This is a genomic window from Paraburkholderia sp. BR10923 (genome assembly GCF_040948765.1).
GTDB classification, from domain to species: Bacteria; Pseudomonadota; Gammaproteobacteria; order Burkholderiales; family Burkholderiaceae; genus Paraburkholderia; species Paraburkholderia youngii.
This window is the reverse complement of the sequence record NZ_JBFPKO010000023.1, coordinates 60,472-80,323: the sequence shown is the minus strand read 5'-3', so window position 1 is coordinate 80,323 and position 19,852 is coordinate 60,472. Positions and strand designations below refer to the sequence as shown.

At 63.2% G+C, this 19,852-nt stretch carries 19 protein-coding genes; 10 read left to right on the top strand and 9 right to left on the bottom strand.

The window, feature by feature from the left end:
- Nucleotides 1–5: 5 nt before the first annotated feature.
- Nucleotides 6–1,184 (bottom strand): glycosyltransferase, encoded by a 1,179-nt coding sequence (locus AB3X94_RS32095; RefSeq protein ID WP_368613634.1) that lies wholly within the window; start codon nt 1,182–1,184, stop codon nt 6–8.
- Nucleotides 1,185–1,623: 439 nt separating this feature from the next.
- Between AB3X94_RS32095 and AB3X94_RS32090 the strand changes: the two genes are divergently transcribed.
- The 5 genes from AB3X94_RS32090 to AB3X94_RS32070 are packed head-to-tail and all read left to right on the top strand — an operon-like array spanning nt 1,624 to nt 6,942.
- Nucleotides 1,624–2,319: a TetR/AcrR family transcriptional regulator gene (locus AB3X94_RS32090; protein ID WP_368613633.1), complete on the top strand. Its 696-nt coding sequence runs from the start codon at nt 1,624–1,626 to the stop codon at nt 2,317–2,319.
- Nucleotides 2,316–3,281, top strand: coding sequence for an HlyD family secretion protein (locus tag AB3X94_RS32085; RefSeq protein WP_176111466.1), 966 nt, complete (start codon nt 2,316–2,318; stop codon nt 3,279–3,281). The genes AB3X94_RS32090 and AB3X94_RS32085 overlap by 4 nt, the downstream gene beginning before the upstream one ends.
- Nucleotides 3,278–4,264, top strand: coding sequence for an ABC transporter ATP-binding protein (locus AB3X94_RS32080; protein ID WP_368613632.1), 987 nt, complete (start codon nt 3,278–3,280; stop codon nt 4,262–4,264). Before AB3X94_RS32085 ends, AB3X94_RS32080 begins: the two co-directional genes overlap by 4 nt.
- Before the next feature lie 32 nt (nt 4,265–4,296).
- A complete protein-coding gene (locus tag AB3X94_RS32075) occupies nt 4,297–5,412 on the top strand; it encodes an ABC transporter permease (protein ID WP_368613660.1) in 1,116 nt (371 codons plus the stop codon).
- A 12-nt stretch (nt 5,413–5,424) separates the two neighbouring features.
- Nucleotides 5,425–6,942: an efflux transporter outer membrane subunit gene (locus AB3X94_RS32070; RefSeq protein WP_368613631.1), complete on the top strand. Its 1,518-nt coding sequence runs from the start codon at nt 5,425–5,427 to the stop codon at nt 6,940–6,942.
- Between the two features lie 12 nt (nt 6,943–6,954).
- Here the strand turns inward: AB3X94_RS32070 and AB3X94_RS32065 are convergent, their stop codons facing one another.
- The 5 genes from AB3X94_RS32065 to benA all read right to left on the bottom strand — a co-directional run bounded on the left by AB3X94_RS32065 (nt 6,955) and on the right by benA (nt 12,036).
- Nucleotides 6,955–8,172, bottom strand: a complete 1,218-nt coding sequence (locus AB3X94_RS32065) for a benzoate/H(+) symporter BenE family transporter (protein ID WP_368613630.1) — start codon at nt 8,170–8,172, stop codon at nt 6,955–6,957.
- A 172-nt stretch (nt 8,173–8,344) separates the two neighbouring features.
- On the bottom strand, nt 8,345–9,136 hold the full coding sequence (locus AB3X94_RS32060) for a 1,6-dihydroxycyclohexa-2,4-diene-1-carboxylate dehydrogenase (RefSeq protein WP_176111470.1): 792 nt from the start codon (nt 9,134–9,136) through the stop codon (nt 8,345–8,347).
- Nucleotides 9,133–10,155, bottom strand: a complete 1,023-nt coding sequence (gene benC, locus AB3X94_RS32055; RefSeq protein ID WP_368613629.1) for a benzoate 1,2-dioxygenase electron transfer component BenC — start codon at nt 10,153–10,155, stop codon at nt 9,133–9,135. Before benC ends, AB3X94_RS32060 begins: the two co-directional genes overlap by 4 nt.
- 25 nt (nt 10,156–10,180) lie before the next feature.
- Entirely contained in the window at nt 10,181–10,672 is a 492-nt protein-coding gene (benB, locus tag AB3X94_RS32050; protein ID WP_368613628.1) for a benzoate 1,2-dioxygenase small subunit, read from the bottom strand.
- Complete coding sequence (benA, locus tag AB3X94_RS32045) at nt 10,669–12,036, bottom strand: benzoate 1,2-dioxygenase large subunit (protein WP_176111473.1); 1,368 nt, start codon at nt 12,034–12,036, stop codon at nt 10,669–10,671. Before benA ends, benB begins: the two co-directional genes overlap by 4 nt.
- A 447-nt stretch (nt 12,037–12,483) precedes the next feature.
- Between benA and AB3X94_RS32040 the strand changes: the two genes are divergently transcribed.
- The 5 genes from AB3X94_RS32040 (at nt 12,484) to AB3X94_RS32020 (ending at nt 16,751) form a co-directional block, all read left to right on the top strand.
- Nucleotides 12,484–13,401: a LysR family transcriptional regulator gene (locus AB3X94_RS32040; RefSeq protein WP_176111474.1), complete on the top strand. Its 918-nt coding sequence runs from the start codon at nt 12,484–12,486 to the stop codon at nt 13,399–13,401.
- Nucleotides 13,402–13,688: 287 nt separating this feature from the next.
- Nucleotides 13,689–14,462 (top strand): ABC transporter substrate-binding protein, encoded by a 774-nt coding sequence (locus AB3X94_RS32035; RefSeq protein WP_176111475.1) that lies wholly within the window; start codon nt 13,689–13,691, stop codon nt 14,460–14,462.
- Between the two features lie 89 nt (nt 14,463–14,551).
- A complete protein-coding gene (locus AB3X94_RS32030) occupies nt 14,552–15,241 on the top strand; it encodes an ABC transporter permease (protein ID WP_176111476.1) in 690 nt (229 codons plus the stop codon).
- Nucleotides 15,238–15,951: an ABC transporter permease gene (locus AB3X94_RS32025; RefSeq protein WP_176111477.1), complete on the top strand. Its 714-nt coding sequence runs from the start codon at nt 15,238–15,240 to the stop codon at nt 15,949–15,951. The genes AB3X94_RS32030 and AB3X94_RS32025 overlap by 4 nt, the downstream gene beginning before the upstream one ends.
- A gap of 32 nt (nt 15,952–15,983) precedes the next feature.
- Nucleotides 15,984–16,751 (top strand): ABC transporter ATP-binding protein, encoded by a 768-nt coding sequence (locus AB3X94_RS32020; protein WP_176111478.1) that lies wholly within the window; start codon nt 15,984–15,986, stop codon nt 16,749–16,751.
- 71 nt (nt 16,752–16,822) lie between these two features.
- Here AB3X94_RS32020 and AB3X94_RS32015 read toward each other — a convergent pair whose 3' ends face one another.
- Genes AB3X94_RS32015 through yicI form a run of 3 tightly spaced genes read right to left on the bottom strand, consistent with a single transcriptional unit; the run spans nt 16,823 to nt 19,822 of the window.
- Nucleotides 16,823–17,212, bottom strand: coding sequence for a type II toxin-antitoxin system VapC family toxin (locus AB3X94_RS32015; protein WP_176111479.1), 390 nt, complete (start codon nt 17,210–17,212; stop codon nt 16,823–16,825).
- Nucleotides 17,209–17,442: a type II toxin-antitoxin system Phd/YefM family antitoxin gene (locus tag AB3X94_RS32010; RefSeq protein WP_217910250.1), complete on the bottom strand. Its 234-nt coding sequence runs from the start codon at nt 17,440–17,442 to the stop codon at nt 17,209–17,211. The genes AB3X94_RS32015 and AB3X94_RS32010 overlap by 4 nt, the downstream gene beginning before the upstream one ends.
- 55 nt (nt 17,443–17,497) lie before the next feature.
- Nucleotides 17,498–19,822, bottom strand: coding sequence for an alpha-xylosidase (yicI, locus tag AB3X94_RS32005; protein ID WP_368613627.1), 2,325 nt, complete (start codon nt 19,820–19,822; stop codon nt 17,498–17,500).
- Nucleotides 19,823–19,852: the final 30 nt, after the last annotated feature.

The following is a 19,852-nucleotide window of genomic DNA, read 5'->3' as shown; positions in this document are numbered from 1 at the left end:
AAGTGTCAGCAGACCGCCTCGTCCGTCCGCCTCGAAGGTGCCGTGCCGGCGTGCTCTCCGAGTTCCATGATTTCCACGAGCCGCTGCTGGTAGTGCTCCGGCAAATACTCCGCGAGTGAATAGCTTCTGCCCTTGTCCGCCAGATGTATCGCGAGTCGATCCAGTGCCAGTTCGAGGCTCTGAGGCTCCGACCGAAATTTGATCTTGTTGCCCACCGCGTCAGCGGTCGTCGCCATGCTGCCGCCGTCGTGGACGAGGGCAGGCAAGCCGAGCATGGCGGCCTCGATAATGACGAGCGGCGCATTCTCAGCTCCCAACGATGGCACGACGACCGCGTCGGCAAATCGGCGCATCCGCGGAAACAATTCCTCCTGCGGCAGTCTGCCGAAAAAAACCAGTTTGCCGCGCTGGATCAGCGACGCGAAGCGCTGCTCCATCGCACGACGATCCGGACCGTCCCCGTAGACTCCTAATACGTCAATACGATGAAAGTTCACGCTCTCTGCGAGTTCGATAAATTCCGCGAGTCCCTTTTCCTGTGAAATCCTGCCGACAAAGGCAAGCCTGAATCTCTGCTTGCCAGCAACACGCGAAGGCTGAAACGCGACCGGTACTGAAGAGGGATTAAAAACGACTCTCGTATTCGTGATGCCACTGCGATGCAGCGCTTCTTCCATGAAGGCGCTTGGACATACGATCGTCTCGAAGATCCGCTTGGCAGGGAATGCCTCGCGTACTGCGTGCCAGTAACACTTCGTCATCAGGTCGTGCAGAAGACCTTTCGTCGTCGACCGACGGGTCAACGCCGCACGCGTGCCCAACACTTCGAGCGGCACAATCACCGGCCGCCGGTTGTCGAAGTATTGCAGTGCCGGGTTGTAATAGACGAGATGGTAGTCGTGGCTCGTGTGATATGCGCGAAAGCCGAGCTTTCGCTTTTGACGCGCGATAACGCTCAGTATCGAATTCGATAGAGCGTTATGGTAGTTGTGCACCATCACCCGATGCGGACGAAAACCCACAATAGTCTTCTCGAGTGCGCGCGCGGCCGCGACATTCCAGGACCTGGACCACTTGGTGGTTCCCACCGGAAAGCGGGTGTCGTCGAAGCGTTCAACTTCGACCCCGGGCAATCGACTCAGAAGATCTGCCGATTGCTGATAAACAACTTCCGCGCCGCCCATCGACGCATAATCGTTTATTACCAATATCCTGCAGCGCTTCATGTTTAGGCCCGCTGTTGGTGCACAACTCACGACACCGAGTACATGCATGATGGTGGTTAATTCGTCGGGAATTTTATGAAGTCATTTTCGACGACTGTGTGTGAGAGCGCACCAAGCAAGTACCCGTTCTGTTACTGCGTCTTACAGGCCGGGTGATTTTAGAAGTGCTATTACGCCGCGAAAGCTGCGGATGAAAAATTGACCGGAGATGGACAGTAATCGTTGAGCTTTTGGGAAGAGAAAACATCTCAGGACGAATCGACGACACAACGGCGGCCACCCTCAGCCAGGGTTTCCCCTCCTTCAGCACATCAAAACTTGTCCTACTATCAAGCAGTTAAAACTAACTAACTCATCAGTTAGTCCGGTGTCCATGCCGCAAGTCGCCCGTTCCAGAATGGGTCGTCGTCCTCATCCGCAGGACTTCGACGCACGCGAACATCTGCTCGATGTCGCGGTGACGCTGTTCGCCGAGCGCGGAATCGCCAACACGACGGTGGCGCAGATCGCGGCGGCGAGCGGCGTGACGTCCGCGATGGTGCACTACTGGTTCCAGACCCGCGAAAAGCTGCTCGACGCGTTGTTCGAGGAAAAGCTGGTCGCCGCGTTCGGCGCCATCTGGGACCCGGTCGATGCCGAACGCGACGATCCGCTCGCGCTGACGCAAGGCATCGTCAAACGCATGTTCGACGTCACCGAGGCCATGCCGTGGCTGCCTTCGCTATGGCTGCGCGAAATCATCAACGAAGGCGGCCTGCTGCGCGAGCGCGCGTTTGCGCATATTCCCGTGCAAAAGGTCGCCGCGTTCGGTCAGAACATCGCACGCGGTTGCGCGTCGGGTCAGTTGAATGCGCAGCTCGAACCGTTGCTGCTGTTCAACTCGGTGCTCGCGCTCGTGATGCTGCCGCAGGCAACCGCCAGGATCTGGCAACGCCTGAATCCGCGCAGTTCGTTCGATCGCGCGACGCTCGAACGCCACGTCGTCGCACTGCTCACGCAGGGCATGAGCGCAACCACGGCGGTCAAGACCAGCGCCAGGGCAAGGAGCCGGGCGACGTCCACCGCACGCCGCGCGAAAGGAAAGCCGTCATGATTCCGTCCGCCCGCTCATCCACACGTGTCGCGTTGCTTGCGCTGTGCATCGCGTGCGCGAGCTGTTCGCAACAACCGGCGAACACATGGCAAGGCTATGTGGAAGGCGAGTTCCTGTACCTCGCGTCTTCGCAGGCGGGCCAGTTGACCGAGCTCGCGGTCTCGCGCGGGCAGACCGTTGCGCAGAACACGCCGCTGTTCGCGCTCGAAGCGCAGAACGAAACCGACGCCGTGGCGCAGGCGAACGAGCAACTGCGCTCGGCCCGCGCCCAGCTCGCCGACCTCGGGACCGGCAAGCGTCCGCCGGAAGTCAACGTGACGCGCGCGCAACTCGTGCAGGCCGAAGCCGATGCGGCGCGCGCCGCGACCCAGTTCCGCCGCGACCAACAGCAATTCGACGCCGGCGGCATCGCGCAAAGCCAGCTCGACGACTCGCGCGCGAGCGCGCTGTCGAGCGCCGCGCACGTGCGCGAGTTGCAAAGTCAGCTCGCCGTCGCGCGTCTGCCGGGGCGGATCGAGCAGATCCGCGCACAGCAGGCGCAAGTCGACGCCGCGCAGGCCCAACTCGGCCAGGCCCAATGGAAGCTCGATCAGAAAAGCGTGCACGCGCCGCACGCGGGCCTCGTGTTCGACACGATGTTTCGCAGCGGCGAATGGGTGCCGGCGGGCAGCCCCGTCGTGCGCATGTTGCCGCCGGAAAACGTCAAGGTGCGCTTCTTCGTGCCGCAGGGAGTGGTCGGTTCGCTCGCGCCGGGCCGTCGCGTATCGATTCATTGCGACGGGTGCGCCGCCGATGTGCCGGCCGTGCTCAGCTTCATCTCGGACCAGGCGGAGTACACGCCGCCAGTGATTTTCAGCAACGAAAGCCGCGCGAAGCTCGTGTTCATGGTCGAAGCCAGACCGCGAACCGCCGATGCGCCGAAGCTGCGGCCCGGCCAGCCCGTCACGGTCACGCTGCAATGAGTGCGCCCGCGCCGCCCCCCGCCAACGCCAGCGACCCCGTGTACGCGATCGATGTGCACGGGCTGAACAAGCATTTCGGCACCAAGCACGTGGTCAACGACGTGACGATGCAGGTGCAGCGCGGGGAGATCTTCGGTTTTCTCGGCCCGAACGGCAGCGGCAAGACTACCTGCATCCGCATGATGTGCGGACTGCTGACGCCGGACTCCGGCAGCGGCACCTGTCTCGGCTACGACATCGTGCGGGACAGCGCGCAGATCAAACGCCGCACCGGCTACATGACGCAGCGCTTCTCCTATTGGGAAGATCTGTCGATCCGCGAAAACCTCGACTTCGTCGCGCGCATCTACGAGATGAAGAACCGCCGCGAGGCGGTGGATCGCGCGCTCGAACAGCTTGGCCTGCAAAGCCGTGAGAAGCAGTTGGCCGGCGCACTGTCGGGCGGATGGAAGCAGCGTCTCGCGCTGGCCGCGTGCATGCTGCATGAACCGGAACTGCTGCTGCTCGACGAGCCGACCGCCGGAGTCGATCCGAGCGCGCGCCGCGACTTCTGGGAAGAGCTGCACCGCCTCGCGGCGCGCGGCATCTCGGTACTCGTCAGCACGCACTATATGGACGAAGCGGAACGCTGCCACAAGCTCGCCTATATCGCGTACGGCAGGCTGCTCGCGCAGGGTACGTCGAAACAGGTGATCGACTCGCAAGGGCTCGTGACGTGGGCCGTGTACGGCCAGAATCTCGTCGAGCTCGGCGACCGGCTGCGCAACTCGCCCGGCGTCGAGCAGACGGTCGCGTTCGGTTCGTCGCTGCACGTGAGCGGGCCCGACACGCCCGAACTCCACGCGAGCATCGACCAGTTGGAACGCTCGAACCCCACGCTACGAATCGAAAGACAGGAAACCGGCCTCGAGGACGTGTTCATCTTCATGATGAACCGCTCGACCGACAACTATGCAACGCCTTCCGCGGGCAAAGCATCGTGAATTCCGCGCGCCGACTTCCGCGCTTTTCGCTGATGCGCTGGTGGAGCATCGTGCGCAAGGAGTTTTTGCAGCTGAAGCGCGACCGCATCACGTTTGCGATGATGATCGTGCTGCCGATCATGCAGATTGCGCTGTTCGGCTTCGCGATCAATACCGACCCGAAGCATCTGCCGACCGCCGTCATCGCCGCCGATCACAGCGAGTTCACGCGCAGCTTCCTGATGGCGATGCGCAACTCCGATTACTTCGACATCGTCTCGACGCTGCCCGATGAAGAGTCCGGCCGCCGCGCGCTCGCGCAAGGCAAGGTGCTGTTCGTGCTGAATATTCCGGTCGGTTTCACCCGCGAGCTGGCCAAAGGCGCGCGGCCCTCGCTGCTCGTCGAAGCCGACGCGACGGACCCGATGGCGGTGGGCACCGCGCTCGGCGCATTGCCGTCGATCACGCAGTCGGTACTGCAGAAGGACCTCACGGGTCCGCTGTCGCCGCTCGCGGTCGGCCCCACCGCTTTCGATGTTCAATTGCACCGGCTCTACAACCCCGAAAGCATCACCCAGTACAACGTGGTGCCGGGCCTGATGGGCGTGATCCTGACGATGACGATGGTGATGATGACGGGCCTCGCGATCACGCGCGAACGCGAGCGCGGCACGATGGAAAATCTGCTGGCTACGCCGGTGCTGCCGCTCGAAGTGATGACCGGCAAGATCGTGCCTTATGTGGCGATCGGTCTGGTGCAGGTCAGCATCATTCTCGCGGCCGCTCGCTTCGTGTTCAACGTGCCGTTCGAAGGAGGTCTGCTCGCGCTGTATCTGTCCGCGCTATTGTTCGTCGCGGCCAATCTGACGATCGGCATTACGTTGTCGTCGCTCGCGCAGAATCAGTTGCAGGCTATGCAGCTGACGATGTTCTATTTTCTGCCCAACATCCTGCTGTCGGGATTCATGTTCCCGTTCGCGGGCATGCCGAAGTGGGCGCAGTACATCGGCAACCTGTTGCCGCTCACCTACTTCAACCGGCTCGTGCGCGGCATTCTGCTAAAAGGCGTCGGTTGGGCCGACATGTGGCCGCATGTGTGGCCGCTGCTGATCTTTCTGTTCGTCGTGATGGGCGTCGCCGTGAAGTTCTATCGACGCACGCTCGATTGAGGAAGGCCTGCAATGTGTTCCGCCCCTCGCTTTCTTGACGTGGTTTTTCGTCGCGCGGCTTGTTTATCCGTCACGCGTCGGCTCGCCGCCTTCGGCGCAAGCGCGGCCTTGTGCGCGTGCACCGTCGGCCCCGATTTCCATCGGCCCGACGTGACCAGCGTGTCGAGCTATACCGCCGCGCCGCTTGCGGCAAGCACGGTCGCCGCCGACGGTCCCGGCGGCGCCGCGCAACACTTCGTGCCGACCGAGGTGCCCGGCGACGGCTGGTGGCGCGCGTTCGGCTCGCCGGCGCTGAACGCGCTGGTGCAGCAGGCGCTCGACGACAGCCTGACCCTCGCGCAAGCCCGCGCGAAACTCGACGAAGCGCGGCAGGACTACCGCGCGCAGGCGGGCGGCACGCTGTGGCCGCAGGTCGATGCGAACCTGTCGACCACGCGCGAGAGGATCGATCCCGAAGCGCTGGGCTTCGGCCAGCTGACACAAGGCCGCGCGTTTGCGCCGTTCACGCTGTACAGCGCGCAAGTCACCGTGTCGTACACGCTCGATCTGTTCGGCGCGAATCGCCGCGCGCTCGAAGCGGTGGCTGCGCAGGTCGACTATCAGCAATACGAGCTCGAAGCCGCGCGTTTGACGGTCGCGGGCAATGTGGTGACGGCGGCGATCCGGCGCGCGTCGCTCGCGCGGCAGATCGCACTCACAGAGGCGCTGCTCGCGAATCAGATGCAGCAACTCGATATCGCCGAACACCGCTATCACGCGGGCGGCATCTCCGAGGTCGATCTGCTGAGTCAGCGCACGCTGGTGCAGCAGACCCGCGCGACGTTACCGCCGTTGCGCACGCAGCTTGCACAGACCGATCATCAGCTCGCGATCTATCTGGGACGCGCGCCAGCGGAATTGGCCACCACGCACGACCTTGCCGCGCTCGACCTCGATACGCTCGTGCTGCCCGCCGACCTGCCGCTGACCTTGCCGTCGACGCTCGCGCAGCAGCGGCCCGACATTCGCGCGTCCGAGGCGTTGTTGCATCAGGCGAGCGCGAACCTCGGCGTCGCGACCGCGAACCTGTATCCGCGTATCACGCTGTCGGGCAGCGCGGCGACCGAACGTGTCAACGTGTCCGATCTGCTGACGGGCTTCAACGTGTGGAACTTTGGCGCCGGTCTCACGCAGCCGCTGTTTCATGGCGGTGAACTGCTGGCGCGCAAGCATTCGTCCGAGGCGGCCTACCAGGCGGCGCTCGCCGTGTACAAGCAAACCGTGCTGCAGGGACTGCAACAGGTCGCCGACGCGCTGCGCGCGCTCGATCAGGATGCGATTGCGTTGCAGGCGCTCGATGCCGCGCAGCGCAGCGCCCAGCACAGCGCCGGTATTGCGAGTCAGCGTTATGCGGCGGGCGGCATCAGCCAATTGACGCTGCTCGATACGCAGCGCCAGCAATTGCAGACCGGACTCGATCGCACCAAAGCCGCCGCGCAGCGTTATGCCGATACCGCCGCGCTGTTTCAGGCGCTCGGGGCGCGGCCTTGAGTTACCGCTTCGTCATTGGTTTGCCGAGGTCTCGCGCCGCACCTTGTTCAGCACGAGGTACGCGAACGAGCCGATCACGATGCCCCAGAACGCGGAGCCGAGCCCGAGGAAGGTCATACCGGATGCGGTCGCGAGAAACGTGATGACCGAGGCCTCGCGATGGTCTTCGTCCTGGATCGCGCCCATCACGTTCGACGTGATCGCACCGATCAACGCGAGGCCCGCCAGAATCGCGACGAATTCCTTCGGCAGCATCGTGAACAGCGCGACGATCGCACCGGCGAAGGTCCCGCCGATAAGATAGAACACGCCGTTGGCAATGCCGGCGATATAGCGCTTGTCCGGGTCGTCGTGCGCGTCCTTGCCGGTGCACAGCGCCGCCGTGATCGCGGCGATCACGATCGTGATGCCGCCGAAAAACGCCACACCGATCGACGCGATGCTAGTCGCTGTGATGATCGGCCGGGCCGGCGTGTGATAGCCGGACACGCGCAGAATCGCCATGCCCGGCAGAAACTGGCCGGTCAGACTGACGACGACGAGCGGCAGCGCAAGACTCAGCGTCGAGCTCAGCGTCCATTCGGGTTGGATGAAGATCGGCCTGGTGACTTGCAGCGGCAGCGCGCCGAGGTGCGCGGCGCCGAGCGCGATGGCGAGCACCGTGCCCGTCAGCAACACCAGCACGATGCAATAGCGCGGCAGCACGCGTCTGAAGACGATGTACGCACCGATCATGCCGAACGCCAGCGCCGGCATCGCTGCCGCCGCCTTGAACGCATGCGTGCCGAACTGCAACAGAATGCCGGCCATCATCCCGCAGGCGATGCCCTTCGGAATGCGGCGCACCATGCGATCGAAATAGCCCGAGATGCCGATCAGCAGAATGATCACGGCCGCGCTCAGATACGCGCCCACCGCCTGATGCAGCGTCAACGCGGGGAACAGTCCGACCAGCAGCGCGGTACCGGGCGCGGACCACGCGGTCACGACCGGCACCTTCAGCTTCCAGCTCGCGAAGATGCCGGAGACGGCCGCGCCGATCGAGATGCCCCATACCCACGACGCGACCACGTCGTTGGGCATGTGGGCCGCTTGCGCGGCCTGGAAGAAGATCACGAGCGGGCCCGCATACGAGATCAGCACGGCCAGAAAGCCGGCTACGATGGCGGACACGGACCAGTCGGCCGCAACGGCGCGCGTGGTCGGCGCCTGGCTAGGGGTGGGATTCATCGTCGATGTGGGTGTGGCGGCCCGCTGTTGGTGACACGCGCCGGGCGGCGCATGTCACCGCGAGTGACCGCGAATCACCGCATGTCACCATCCGGCAGCGGAGTCATTCCGGGCCGATAGTATGAAGGACAATCGCCGCGCGGCCTATCGGCGTCGTTCGGCCCGACGCTCGCTAGCCCTGATCGCCGCCGCCGACCGGCAGCACGGTGCCGGTGATATACGACGCTTCGTCGGAAGCGAGGAACAGGATCGCGCCGACCTGTTCGTCGATCGTGCCGTAGCGATGCATCAGGCTCGACGCGATCGTCTGATCGACGATGCCCTGATACCACGTCGCTTCCTGCTCGCTTTGCGGTGCGGTATTGCGCGGCACGCGGCGCGGCGGCGCTTCGGTGCCGCCGGTCGCGACCGCGTTGATGCGGATGCCGTGCTCCGCATGCTCGAACGCGAGGCTCGCGGTCAGCGCATTGACGCCGCCCTTCGACGCCGCGTACGGCACGCGATAAATACTGCGCGTCGCAATGGACGACACATTGACGATCGCCCCGCTCGCGCGCTCGAGCATCGCGGGCAACACCGCGTGGCAGCACCACAGCGTCGGGAACAGCGAACGCCGCACCTCGGCCTCGATCTGCTCCGCTTCATACTCCTCGTACGGCTTCGCCCAGATCGTGCCGCCGACATTGTTGACGAGTGCGTCGATGCGGCCGAACGCATCGATCGCGAAGGCCGTCATCGCAGTCGCGCCCGCATAGGTTTCGAGGTCGGCGATGAACGCGCGCGCGTCGCCGCCGGCGCGCGCAATCTCTTCGGCCACCTCTTGCACGATCGGCGAACGGTCCACCAGCACCACCGCCGCGCCCTCGCGCGCCGCGCGCAACGCGACGCCGCGGCCGATACCCTGGCCCGCGCCGGTCACGACGAGCACCTTGTCCTTGAAGCGATCGGTAAAGGTCGAAGTCATGCTACGTTGCTCGCCGAGAATTTTTCGTAGTAGAAGTTCGCGGGCTCGACGCTGCTGTCGTGCAGCCAGCCCTGCACCGCTTCGACCATCGCGACCGGGCCGCATAGGTAGACGTCGACGTCGCCGCTATTGAGCCATTCGCTGTCGACGTGCGCGGTCACATAGCCTTTGCGCTCGTGACTGCTCGCGGCATCGACGACACAGGTGCGATAGCTGAAATTCGGCAGCGTGCGCTGCGCTTGTTCGAGCTGTTCGAGCGCGACCAGATCGATGTCGTGAGTCACGCCGTACACCAGGCGCACCGGCTGCGTGTTGCCGCTCGCCTTCAGCACGTCGAGCATCGACAGGAACGGCGCGATGCCGGTGCCGCCCGCGAGGAACAGCACCGGACGCTGCGGATCGCGCAGATAGAAGCTGCCATACGGACCCGTGAAGCCGATCCGTTGACCCGGCTGCGCATCGCGGCTCAAGAAGCCGCTCATCTTGCCGTCCGGCACGTTGCGCACGACGAACGCCGCCCGCGTCGCGCCCGGCGCCGAGCTGAACGAATACGACCGGCTCTCGCCGCTCGCGCCCGGAATCTCGACGTTCACGTATTGCCCCGCGAGAAAGCTCGGCGCGCTCGCGCCGTCGATATCGATCGAGAAATGGATGGTCGAATCCGACAGCCGTTCGACCGCCGCGAGCGTGCCTTCGAAACGCGACACCCCGGTCTTGCACGCCGCCGACGACGCCTGCACGCGAATCACCAGATCCGAGCGCGGCCGCGTCTGGCACGCGAGGATATAGCCCTTGCCCGCTTCTTCGGCGGTCAACGCATCTTCGACGTAGCTCTCCTCGGGCATGTCGTACGCGCCCGATTCGCACAGTCCGCGGCAGGTGCCGCACGCGCCTTCGCGACAGTCGAGCGGAATGTTGATCTTCTGCCGGTACGCGGCATCCGACAGCGTTTCGTTTTCACGGCAGTTGATGAAGCGCGTGACGCCGTCTTCGAACTGAAGTGCAATAGTGTGTTCCATGACCTGTCTCCTGCAACCGCACCGGCTAGATGTGGTAGATGTCGATGACCTGATTGATGTAGTCGTTCTTCAGCACGACGTACTTGCTCAGGATTTGCGGCTCGGCGCCGGTGAAGTCGATCACGTAGCGCGACATGCCGAAGTAGCTGTAGTTGGTCTTGTAGCGATGGCTCAGCGTGTGCCAGTTGAAGCGCACCGTGTACACGCCGCTCTCCGCGCTCTCCACTTCGACGTTCGCGACGTTGTGGCTCGTGCGCGTATCGGGCATCGTCGCGCTGGAACGCTCGGTCTTGATGCGAAACACGCGGTCTTCGAGGCCCTGGCGGTTCGGGTAATAGATCAGCGAAATCTCGCGCTGCGGATCGGTGACGAGCTTGTCCTCGTCGTCCCACGACGGCATCCAGAACGACGCGTCCGGGTGATAGCAGGCGAGCCATTCGTCCCATTGCTCGTCGTCGAGCAGGCGGCTTTCGCGGAACAGGAAAGCCTGAATATCGGTGATGGCGATGTTGCTCATGCGCGGCTCCCCGGCGCGTTCAGCGCCTTTTTCATCGTGTCGATCCAGTAGCGGTGCTGCACCGTGTAGAGGCCTTCGTCTTCGGTCTTCACGCCGCTCATCACGGGGTTCAGGCCGATCTTTTGCGCGGCTTCGTCGGCGCCGTCGATCCAGTGCTTCGAACCGCGGCACATGTCGTTCCATTCGACCGCGCGGGCCGCATAGCCCAACTGGCAGGCGCGGAATTCCTCGAGGTCATCGGGCGTGGCCATGCCGCTCACGTTGAAGAAGTCCTCGTATTGACGGATGCGGCGCGAGCGCGCTTCGTCGGACTCGCCCTTCGGCGCGATGCAGTAGATCGTCACCTCGGTCTTGTTGACCGACAGCGGCCGCAGCACGCGAATCTGCGAGCCGAACTGGTCCATCAGATACACGTTCGGGTACAGGCACAGGTTGCGCGAGTTCTGGATCATCCAGTCAGCGCGCTCGGCGCCGCAGCGCGCGGCGAATTCCTCGCGGCGGCTAAAGTTCGGACGGTCTTCGGGATTCGCCCAGCGCGTCCACAGCAGCATGTGGCCGTGCTCGAACGCGTAGAAGCCACCGCCCTGACGGCCCCAGCTGCCCGCATCCATCGCGCGGATCTTGTCTTCGCGCGCGTTTTCTTCCTTGCGATGATTGGTCGTCGCCGCGTAGTTCCAGTGCACGGCCGACACGTGATAACCGTCCGCGCCGTTTTCCGCGGTCAGCTTCCAGTTGCCTTCATACGTGTAGGTCGACGAGCCGCGCAGCACTTCGAGTCCGTCTTCCGACTGGTCGACGATCATGTCGATGATGAGCGCCGCCTCGCCGAGGAACGTCTCCAGCGGCGGCACGTCATCGCTCAGGCTGCCGAACAGGAAGCCGCGATAGTTGCCGAAGCGCGCGAGCTTCTTCAGATCGTGCGAGCCTTCCTTGTTGAAGCAGTCGGGATAGCCCGCTTCCGACGGGTCTTTGACCTTCAGCAGCTTGCCGCTGTTGTTGAAAGTCCAGCCGTGGAAGGGGCACGTGTAGGTGGCCTTGTTGCCGCGCTTGTGACGGCACAGCATCGCGCCGCGGTGCGTGCACGAATTGATGAACGCGTTCAGCTCGCCCTGACGGTTGCGCGCGATCACGACCGGCTGCCGGCCCATGTAGGTCGTGAAATAGTCGTTGTTGTTCGGAATCTGGCTTTCGTGCGCGAGATAAATCCAGTTGCCCTCGAAAATGTGCTGCATTTCGAGTTCAAACAGACGCTCGTCGGTAAACGCGCTGCGATGCAGGCGGTAATCGCCGCGCTCGCGGTCTTCGACGAGAAAGTCGTCGATGTTCTTCAATTGTGGAGTGTGATCCGGGTAGATCGGAATCATGCGTGTCTCCTGGTGCGGACTGTCGGTATGCGTGCGAAGCACGCGTGTAGGGAGCGGCCTGCCTGCCGGGAGGCCGGCTGGCCGGTTGGTCTTTCACGTCGGGAAGTGGAGGCGGTGCCCCTCCGGGGGCTGCGTCAGGTCGCGGCGCGCAAGGGCTCGACCTTCGGCACGAGAGGCGGGATATCGGTGGACGACCCTTTCGGCAGGGTTTCGATTTCAGCGTGTTTCATTGCTGCTCCTGAACTCTTTCTAAGTCTTGGATCCCATGCGCGAGGATTTGCCTGCGCCGTCTCCGTGGGGCCGACCGACGCTTCAGACCGGGCCGAGTTGTCAATGCTCGGGAGGTATAATTTTGCGGGGCGTCTACGGTAACTGAAGGATAGTTGCACGCCGTTTGCATCGTCCAACACTGATTTAGTATCGCGGCGATACTTAGAAGGTATTTTTATGGAATTGCGCCACCTGCGCTACTTCGTGGCCGTTGCCGAGGAATGCAACTTCACCAAGGCCGCCAAACGTCTGCATATTGCGCAGCCGCCGCTGAGCCGGCAGATCCAGCAGCTCGAAGACACGCTCGGCGTGCAGCTGTTCGAGCGCAACTCGCGGCCGCTGAAGCTGACCGAGGCGGGCCGCTTTTTCTATTCGCACGCGGTGCAGTTGCTCGCGCAAACGACGGAAATCGAGGCGATGACGCGGCGCGTCGGCAAGATCGAGCGGAGTTTGTCCGTGGGCTTCGTCGGCTCGACGCTGTACGGCATGCTGCCGAAAATCATCCGGCGCTTTCGTACCGAGAACAGCACCGTCGAGCTGAGCCTGCACGAGATGTCGACGATGGATCAGATCAAGGCGCTCAAGGAAGGCCGCATCGACGTCGGCTTCGGCCGCATTCGTCACGAAGACCCGAGCATCCGGCGCGTCGTGCTGCGCGAAGAACGGATGATCGTCGCGCTGCCGCTCGGCCATCCGCTGATCGACGCGAAGCCGGTGCTGTCAATGCACGACCTGACCAGCGAAACGCTGATCATCTTTCCGAAGGCGCCTCGGCCCAGTTACGCGGACCAGGTGCTGGCCGCGTTTCACGATCGCGGGCTGAAGCCGCAGCGGCTCTACGAGACGCGCGAGTTGCAGATCGCGCTCGGCCTCGTCGCCGCGGGCGAAGGCATCTCGATCGTGCCGGCGAGCGTTTACGGCTTGCAGCGCGGCGACATCGCCTATAAGGATCTCGACGATGAGAACCTCGTGTCGCCGATCATCATGAGCATGCGCATGCTCGACGAATCGGCCGACATCCAGCGCATGCAGGAACTGATCTACGCGCTGTACAACGAACAGCACATGACCTATCTACCGCCTTCGCATCAGTAGCGCGGATCGCGCGGTTCGCGGCTAGACGTCCATGCGGCCGTCGCCGTAACCAAGTTGTATGGACAAGCTCGTCATCACGGTATAGACCGCGGGTATACGCGAAAATTCCGGCTGAGCCCGCGGCCTTTCAATCAGCCTTAAAAGCTTGTCTGTAAAGGCCTTTGCTCCTATTTTCGGTCTCCCCTCCTGGGTGCGCGTAAGCACTAACCCTGATTGCCGCTCATCGGCCGTACGGGATAATTTGTCTATACAACATCGCACTCGTTGCATCCCTCCCGGAGACTTTGATGAAGAAACTTGCCTTGTCCCTCGCCCTCGCGCTCGCTGCCACCGGCGCTTTCGCCAAAGATTGGTCCACAGTCCGCTTCGGCGTGGATGCGAGCTATGCGCCGTTCGAATCGAAAGCGACCGATGGCAAGCTGGTCGGCTTCGACGTCGATCTCGGCACCGAAATCTGCCGTCGTCTGAATGCGAAGTGCGTGTGGGTCGAGCAGGACTTCGACAGCATGATTCCGGCACTGAAGGCGAAGAAGTTCGACGGCGTGCTGTCGTCGATGTCGATGACGCCGAAACGTGCTGAACAGATCGCTTTCTCGTCGAAGCTGTTCAACACGCCGACGCGACTCGTCGCGAAGAAGGGCTCGGGTATCGTGCCGACCGCCGACTCGCTGAAGGGCAAGACGGTGGGCGTCGAACAGGGCACGATCCAGGAAACCTACGCGAAGACCTATTGGGAGGCGAAGGGCGTAAAGGTCGTGCCGTACCAGAACCAGGACGCGGTCTACACCGACCTGCAGTCGGGCCGTCTGGACGCAGCGTTGCAGGACGCGGTGCAGGCTGACCAGGGCTTCCTGAAGACGCCGCGCGGCGCAGGCTTCGCCTTCGTCGGCCAGAACATCGACGATCCGAAGATCCTCGGCAACGGCGCGGGCATCGGCATGCGCAAGGAAGACGAAGATCTGAAGATCAAGGTCGACAAGGCGATCGCCGACATGATCAAGGACGGCACGTACAAGAAGATCGAGCAGAAGTACTTCGACTTCGACGTGTACGGCGGCTAAGCCCGCGCACAACATCACGGGCCCGCTCCACCCGATCGCCAGGCCCCGCGCGCATGCGCGCGGGTCGCTCCTTCAACAAGGACACTCCCATGCTGTTTCAAGGCTTCGGTCCGCTGCTCCTCGCGGGCACGTGGGTAACCATCAAGCTCGCGGTGCTGTCGCTCGCGGCGTCGTTCGCGCTGGGACTTCTCGGCGCGGCCGCAAAGCTGTCGACCAACCGCGTGCTTTTGCGCATCGGCACGATGTACACGACGCTGATCCGCGCCGTGCCCGACCTCGTGCTGATGCTGTTGCTGTTCTACAGCATCCAGATCTGGCTCAATGAGCTGACCGACATGTTCAGCATGGAGCAGATCGACATCGATCCGTTTCTCGCCGGCGTGATCACGCTGGGCTTCATTTACGGCGCGTACTTCACCGAAACCTTCCGCGGCGCGTTTCTGTCGGTGCCGCGTGGGCAGATCGAAGCGGGCTTCGCGTACGGCATGAGCGCGCGCCGAGTGTTCACCCGCATTCTGTTCCCGCAGATGATGCGCTTCGCGCTGCCCGGCATCGGCAACAACTGGCAGGTGCTCGTGAAGGCCACCGCGCTCGTATCGATCATCGGTCTCGCGGACGTCGTGAAGGCATCGCAGGACGCCGGCAAGAGCACCCAGTCGTTCTTCTTCTTCACGCTGGCGACCGGCGCCATCTACCTCGCCATCACCACCATTTCGAATCTGATATTGATCCGCCTCGAGAAGCGCTACTCGATCGGCGTACGGAGGGCCGCGCTGTGATCGAACTGATTCGTCAATACTGGCAGAACTACATTTTCACGGATGGCTTCAACTACACCGGCCTCGTCATCACGCTGTGGTTGCTGGTTGCATCGATCGTGCTGGGTTTCGTGCTGGCCGTGCCGCTCGCGATCGCCCGCGCGTCGCGCAACCGTTACATCTGCGGGCCCGTCTGGCTTTTCACCTACGTGTTTCGCGGCACGCCGTTGTACGTTCAACTGCTGCTGATCTACACGGGGCTCTACAGTCTGCATTTCGTCCATTCGCACGCGATGCTCGACAGCTTCTTTCGCAATGCGATGAACTGCACGCTGCTCGCGTTCGCGCTGAACGAATGCGCGTACGCCACCGAGATCTTCGCGGGCGCGATCCGCGAGACCTCGCACGGTGAGATCGAGGCGGCCCAGGCTTACGGCATGTCGAAGTTCAAGCTGTATACGCGCATCATCCTGCCGTCGGCACTGCGCCGGGCCCTCCCCTCGTACAGCAACGAGGTGATTCTGATGCTGCACGCGACCACGCTCGCGTTCACAGCGACCGTCCCCGACATTCTGAAAGTAGCGCGCGACGTCAACTCCGCGACCTACGCGACGTTCCAGGCGTACGGCATCGCGGCGATCCTGTATGCGGCGATCGTGTTCGCGCTGATCTGGGGCTTCCGCAAGATGGAAATCCGTTTACTGGCTTATCTGAAACCGCAAGGGCATTAAAGCGCATTCGCGCCATGATGGAGCATACGAGCATGTACAAGCTGACAGTCGACGACCTGCACAAGAAGTTCGGCGACAACGAGGTATTGAAGGGCGTCTCGCTGAAGGCGAAGGCGGGCGACGTGATTAGCCTCATCGGGTCGAGCGGCTCCGGGAAAAGCACCTTCCTGCGGTGCATCAACTTTCTCGAATCGCCGTGCTCCGGGCGCATCACGCTGAACGGCGAGGAGATCAACACGAGCAGGGACCGCAACGGCTCGCTACGCGTGACCCATCCGAAGCAGTTGCAAACGATGCGCACGCGTTTGTCGATGGTGTTCCAGCATTTCAACTTGTGGGCGCATATGACGGTGCTCGAGAACATCATCGAGGCGCCGATCAGCGTGCTGGGATTGAGCCGCGCCGAAGCCGAGGAACGCGCTCGCAAGTATCTGACCAAGGTCGGTTTGCCGGCCAGCACGGAGAAAAAATATCCGTCGCATCTGTCGGGCGGTCAGCAGCAGCGCGTCGCGATTGCCCGCGCGCTCGCGATGGAGCCGGAAGTGATGCTGTTCGACGAACCGACTTCGGCGCTCGATCCCGAGCTCGTCGGCGAAGTGCTGCGGGTGATGCAGGCGCTCGCCGAAGAAGGCCGCACGATGATCGTCGTCACGCACGAAATGAGCTTTGCGCGCAACGTGTCGAATCATGTCGTGTTCCTGCACAAGGGCAAGATCGAGGAGCAAGGGCATCCGCATCAGGTGCTGACGAATCCGCGTAGCGAGCGATTGCAGCAGTTTCTGGCGGGGCGGTTGAAGTAGCGGCGGCAGAGTATGGCGCGTGGTTCAGTCTCGTGCCTTAGCCCGAATCATCCGCGGAACGACTGCGCCACTCACCAGATTGCCCCCGCGTAGGAGAACTCGCGCAATCGCGCGTCGGGCGTGATCAGCGTGCCGCCAAGCGCCATCGCCGTGGATGCGATCAGCCGCTGATGCGACGTGAGCGTGGTGGGCAGCGCCGCGGCCTGGACGGCGATCGCCATATCGACCGGCACCACGCGCAGGCCCTCGACCGACGCCAAGGTCGACAACCAGCGCCGTGTATCGACACACAGTTTGAGCCGGCCATCCTCGACGTATTCCGCTACCTCGAGGACGCTAATCATCGAAATGGCGATTTCGCCCGCATTCATTTCGCGGTCGATCGCCTTGCGAGCCGTGACGCTCAGCTTGTCGTGAGCGCTCAGCCACATGATCAGCGCAGCGGTATCGAGCACAATCATCGAGCCCTCGCCGATCGCGCAGTGCAATCAGGTGCCGGTTCGGGATCGAACGAGGCGATGCCGGACCGAAGCACGTCGAGCGGATTCGTGTGGCCAGCGGTGTAGCGTCGAATCTCGATGGTAGGTTTGCCGTGGTCGGTGACAACCACACTGCCCCCTAGTGTTTCCACTTGCCGGAACAGTTCGCAAGCCTTTGCCTTGAACAGCGCTTTTGAAATCTGTCGTTCCATTTTTTCTACCCATTTCAATACGGGCAGTCAGGCCCGCAGCTGGTCTCCGCTCCGTTCACAGGTGCACCGTGTGTTCGCCGTCTCCCTCCGGCAAGACGAGGATCACGCCTGACTCGTGTGACCGCACCTCGAGGCCGCCGGCGTCGCGCAACGCCGGCCACTGCCGTAAGAGCAGCGGCAATCTCGCTTTGACGCCATGACTACGAATCCGCAGGGTATGGTCGCCGCGCGTCACGCTCACGCTCGTCACCGCCGCACCGTCCGGGCCGCGCAACGTCACGCTCGCCGATTTGCCGGAATCCAGCTCGAACAGGTGCAGTTCGCTGCGCAACGCATAGTCGTAATCGGGCCGCTGGTTCTCGGTCCCGATCGCGAGCAGCGTATTCGGCCGCACGTACAATGGCAGGCTCAGAAAGCCGTGCCGCTCGCGCACCCACCTGCCGCCCTCGACCTGCGCGCCGGTGAACAGATGAGTCCAGCGCCCCGCCGGCAGCCAGAAGTCCACGTCGCCCGTGGCATTGAATACCGGCGCCACCAGCAGCGCGTCGCCGAGCAGATACTGGCGGTCCAGATGGTCGCAGGTCGGGTCGTCGGGAAACTCCAGCAGCATCGCACGCAACACCGGCGTACCGTGATCGACGGCCTGTTGCGCGGCGTCGAACAGGTACGGCATCAGGCGCGACTTCCATTCGGTGAAATGGCGCACCACGTCCACCGCTTCTTCGTCGAACAGCCATGGGACGCGGTACGACTTGCTGCCGTGCAGGCGGCTGTGACTCGACAGCAGCCCGAATGCGCACCAGCGCTTGTAGACGTCGGCGGGCGCGGTGTGCTCGAAGCCGCCGATGTCGTGGCTCCAGAAGCCAAAGCCGCTCAGGCCCAGCGACAGGCCGCCGCGCAGGGTCTCGGCCATCGACTCGTAGGTCGCGCTGCAGTCGCCGCCCCAGTGCACGGGCAACTGCTGGCTGCCCACGGTCCCCGAGCGTGCGAACACCACCGCCTCGCCGTCGCCGCGCACCTCGCGCAACACGTCGAACACCACCTTGTTGTACAGGTAGCTGTAGTAGTTGTGCATCTTCTGCGGGTCGGAGCCGTCGTGATAGACCACGTCGGTCGGAATGCGCTCGCCGAAGTCCGTCTTGAAGCAGTCGACGCCCATCTCCAGCAGTCGCCGCAAGTGGCCCGCGTACCATTGCGCCGCGGCGGGGTTCGTGAAGTCGACGATGCCCTGGCCGGGCTGCCAGCGGTTCCACTGCCAGACGTCGCCGTTCGGCTTGCGCAGCAGGTAGCCCTTCGCGACGCCCTCGGCAAAGAGCGGCGACGGCTGCGCGATATACGGATTGATCCACAGGCAGATCTTCAGTCCGCGCGCCTTCAGCCGCGCCAGCATGCCGTGCGGGTCCGGGAAGGTCTCGCGGTTCCACTCGAAATCGCACCAGTGGAAGGCCTTCATCCAGAAGCAGTCGAAGTGAAACACGTGCAGCGGAATGCCGCGTTCGGCCATGCCGTCGATGAAGTGGTTCACCGTGGCTTCGTCGTAATTCGTCGTGAAGGACGTGGTGAGCCACAGGCCGAACGACCACGCGGGCGGCAGCACCGGCCGCCCGGTCAGTTGCGTGAAACGCTCGAGCACGGCTTTCGGCGTGGGACCGTCGATCACGTAGTATTCGAGCCGCTCTCCGGCGACGCTGAACTGTACCTTCGCGACCTTCTCGCTCGCCACTTCGAACGACACGTTCTCCGGGTGATTCACCAGCACGCCGTAGCCGCGATTGGTCAGGTAGAACGGCACGTTCTTGTACGCCTGGTCGGTGCCGGTGCCGCCGTCGCGGTTCCAGCTCTCCACGACCTGGCCGTTCTTCACGAATGCGGTGAAGCGTTCGCCGAGGCCATAGACGTTTTCGCCGACGCCCACATCGAGCCGGTCGAACATGAACGCGGCGCCGTGCTGGTTTGCATCGTGGACCTGGCCGCTCGCGCGAAAGCCACTGCCGGTGATGCGCTCGCCGTCACGCAGGAAATCGACCGACCAGTCGCCCGACTTGACGACGCGCACCGTCAGCGAGCCGCTGGTGAGGCTCGCCTCGGTCTCGGTGTTGCGGGTTACGACGGCCCCAGGCTCGCGGTTGAGCGCGAAATGCGGGCCGCGGTCGAGCGCGCCGGAAAAGTGCTCGATGCGCACACCAATCACGCCGCTTTGCGGCGCAAAGAAGCGCCATGTAAAGAGCCCGGTATCGAGCTGCCGTTCGCGGTTCGATACATCGCGCGGCGCCACGCGCACGTGCAGTTCGTCGCCGACGATCTCCACGCTGTGCGGTGCGGCCGAATACGACACGTTCAGGCCGTCGCGGATCAACCAGTTGCCATCGCTGATTTTCATTTATACGTTCTCGAAAGGTATTCATTGCCG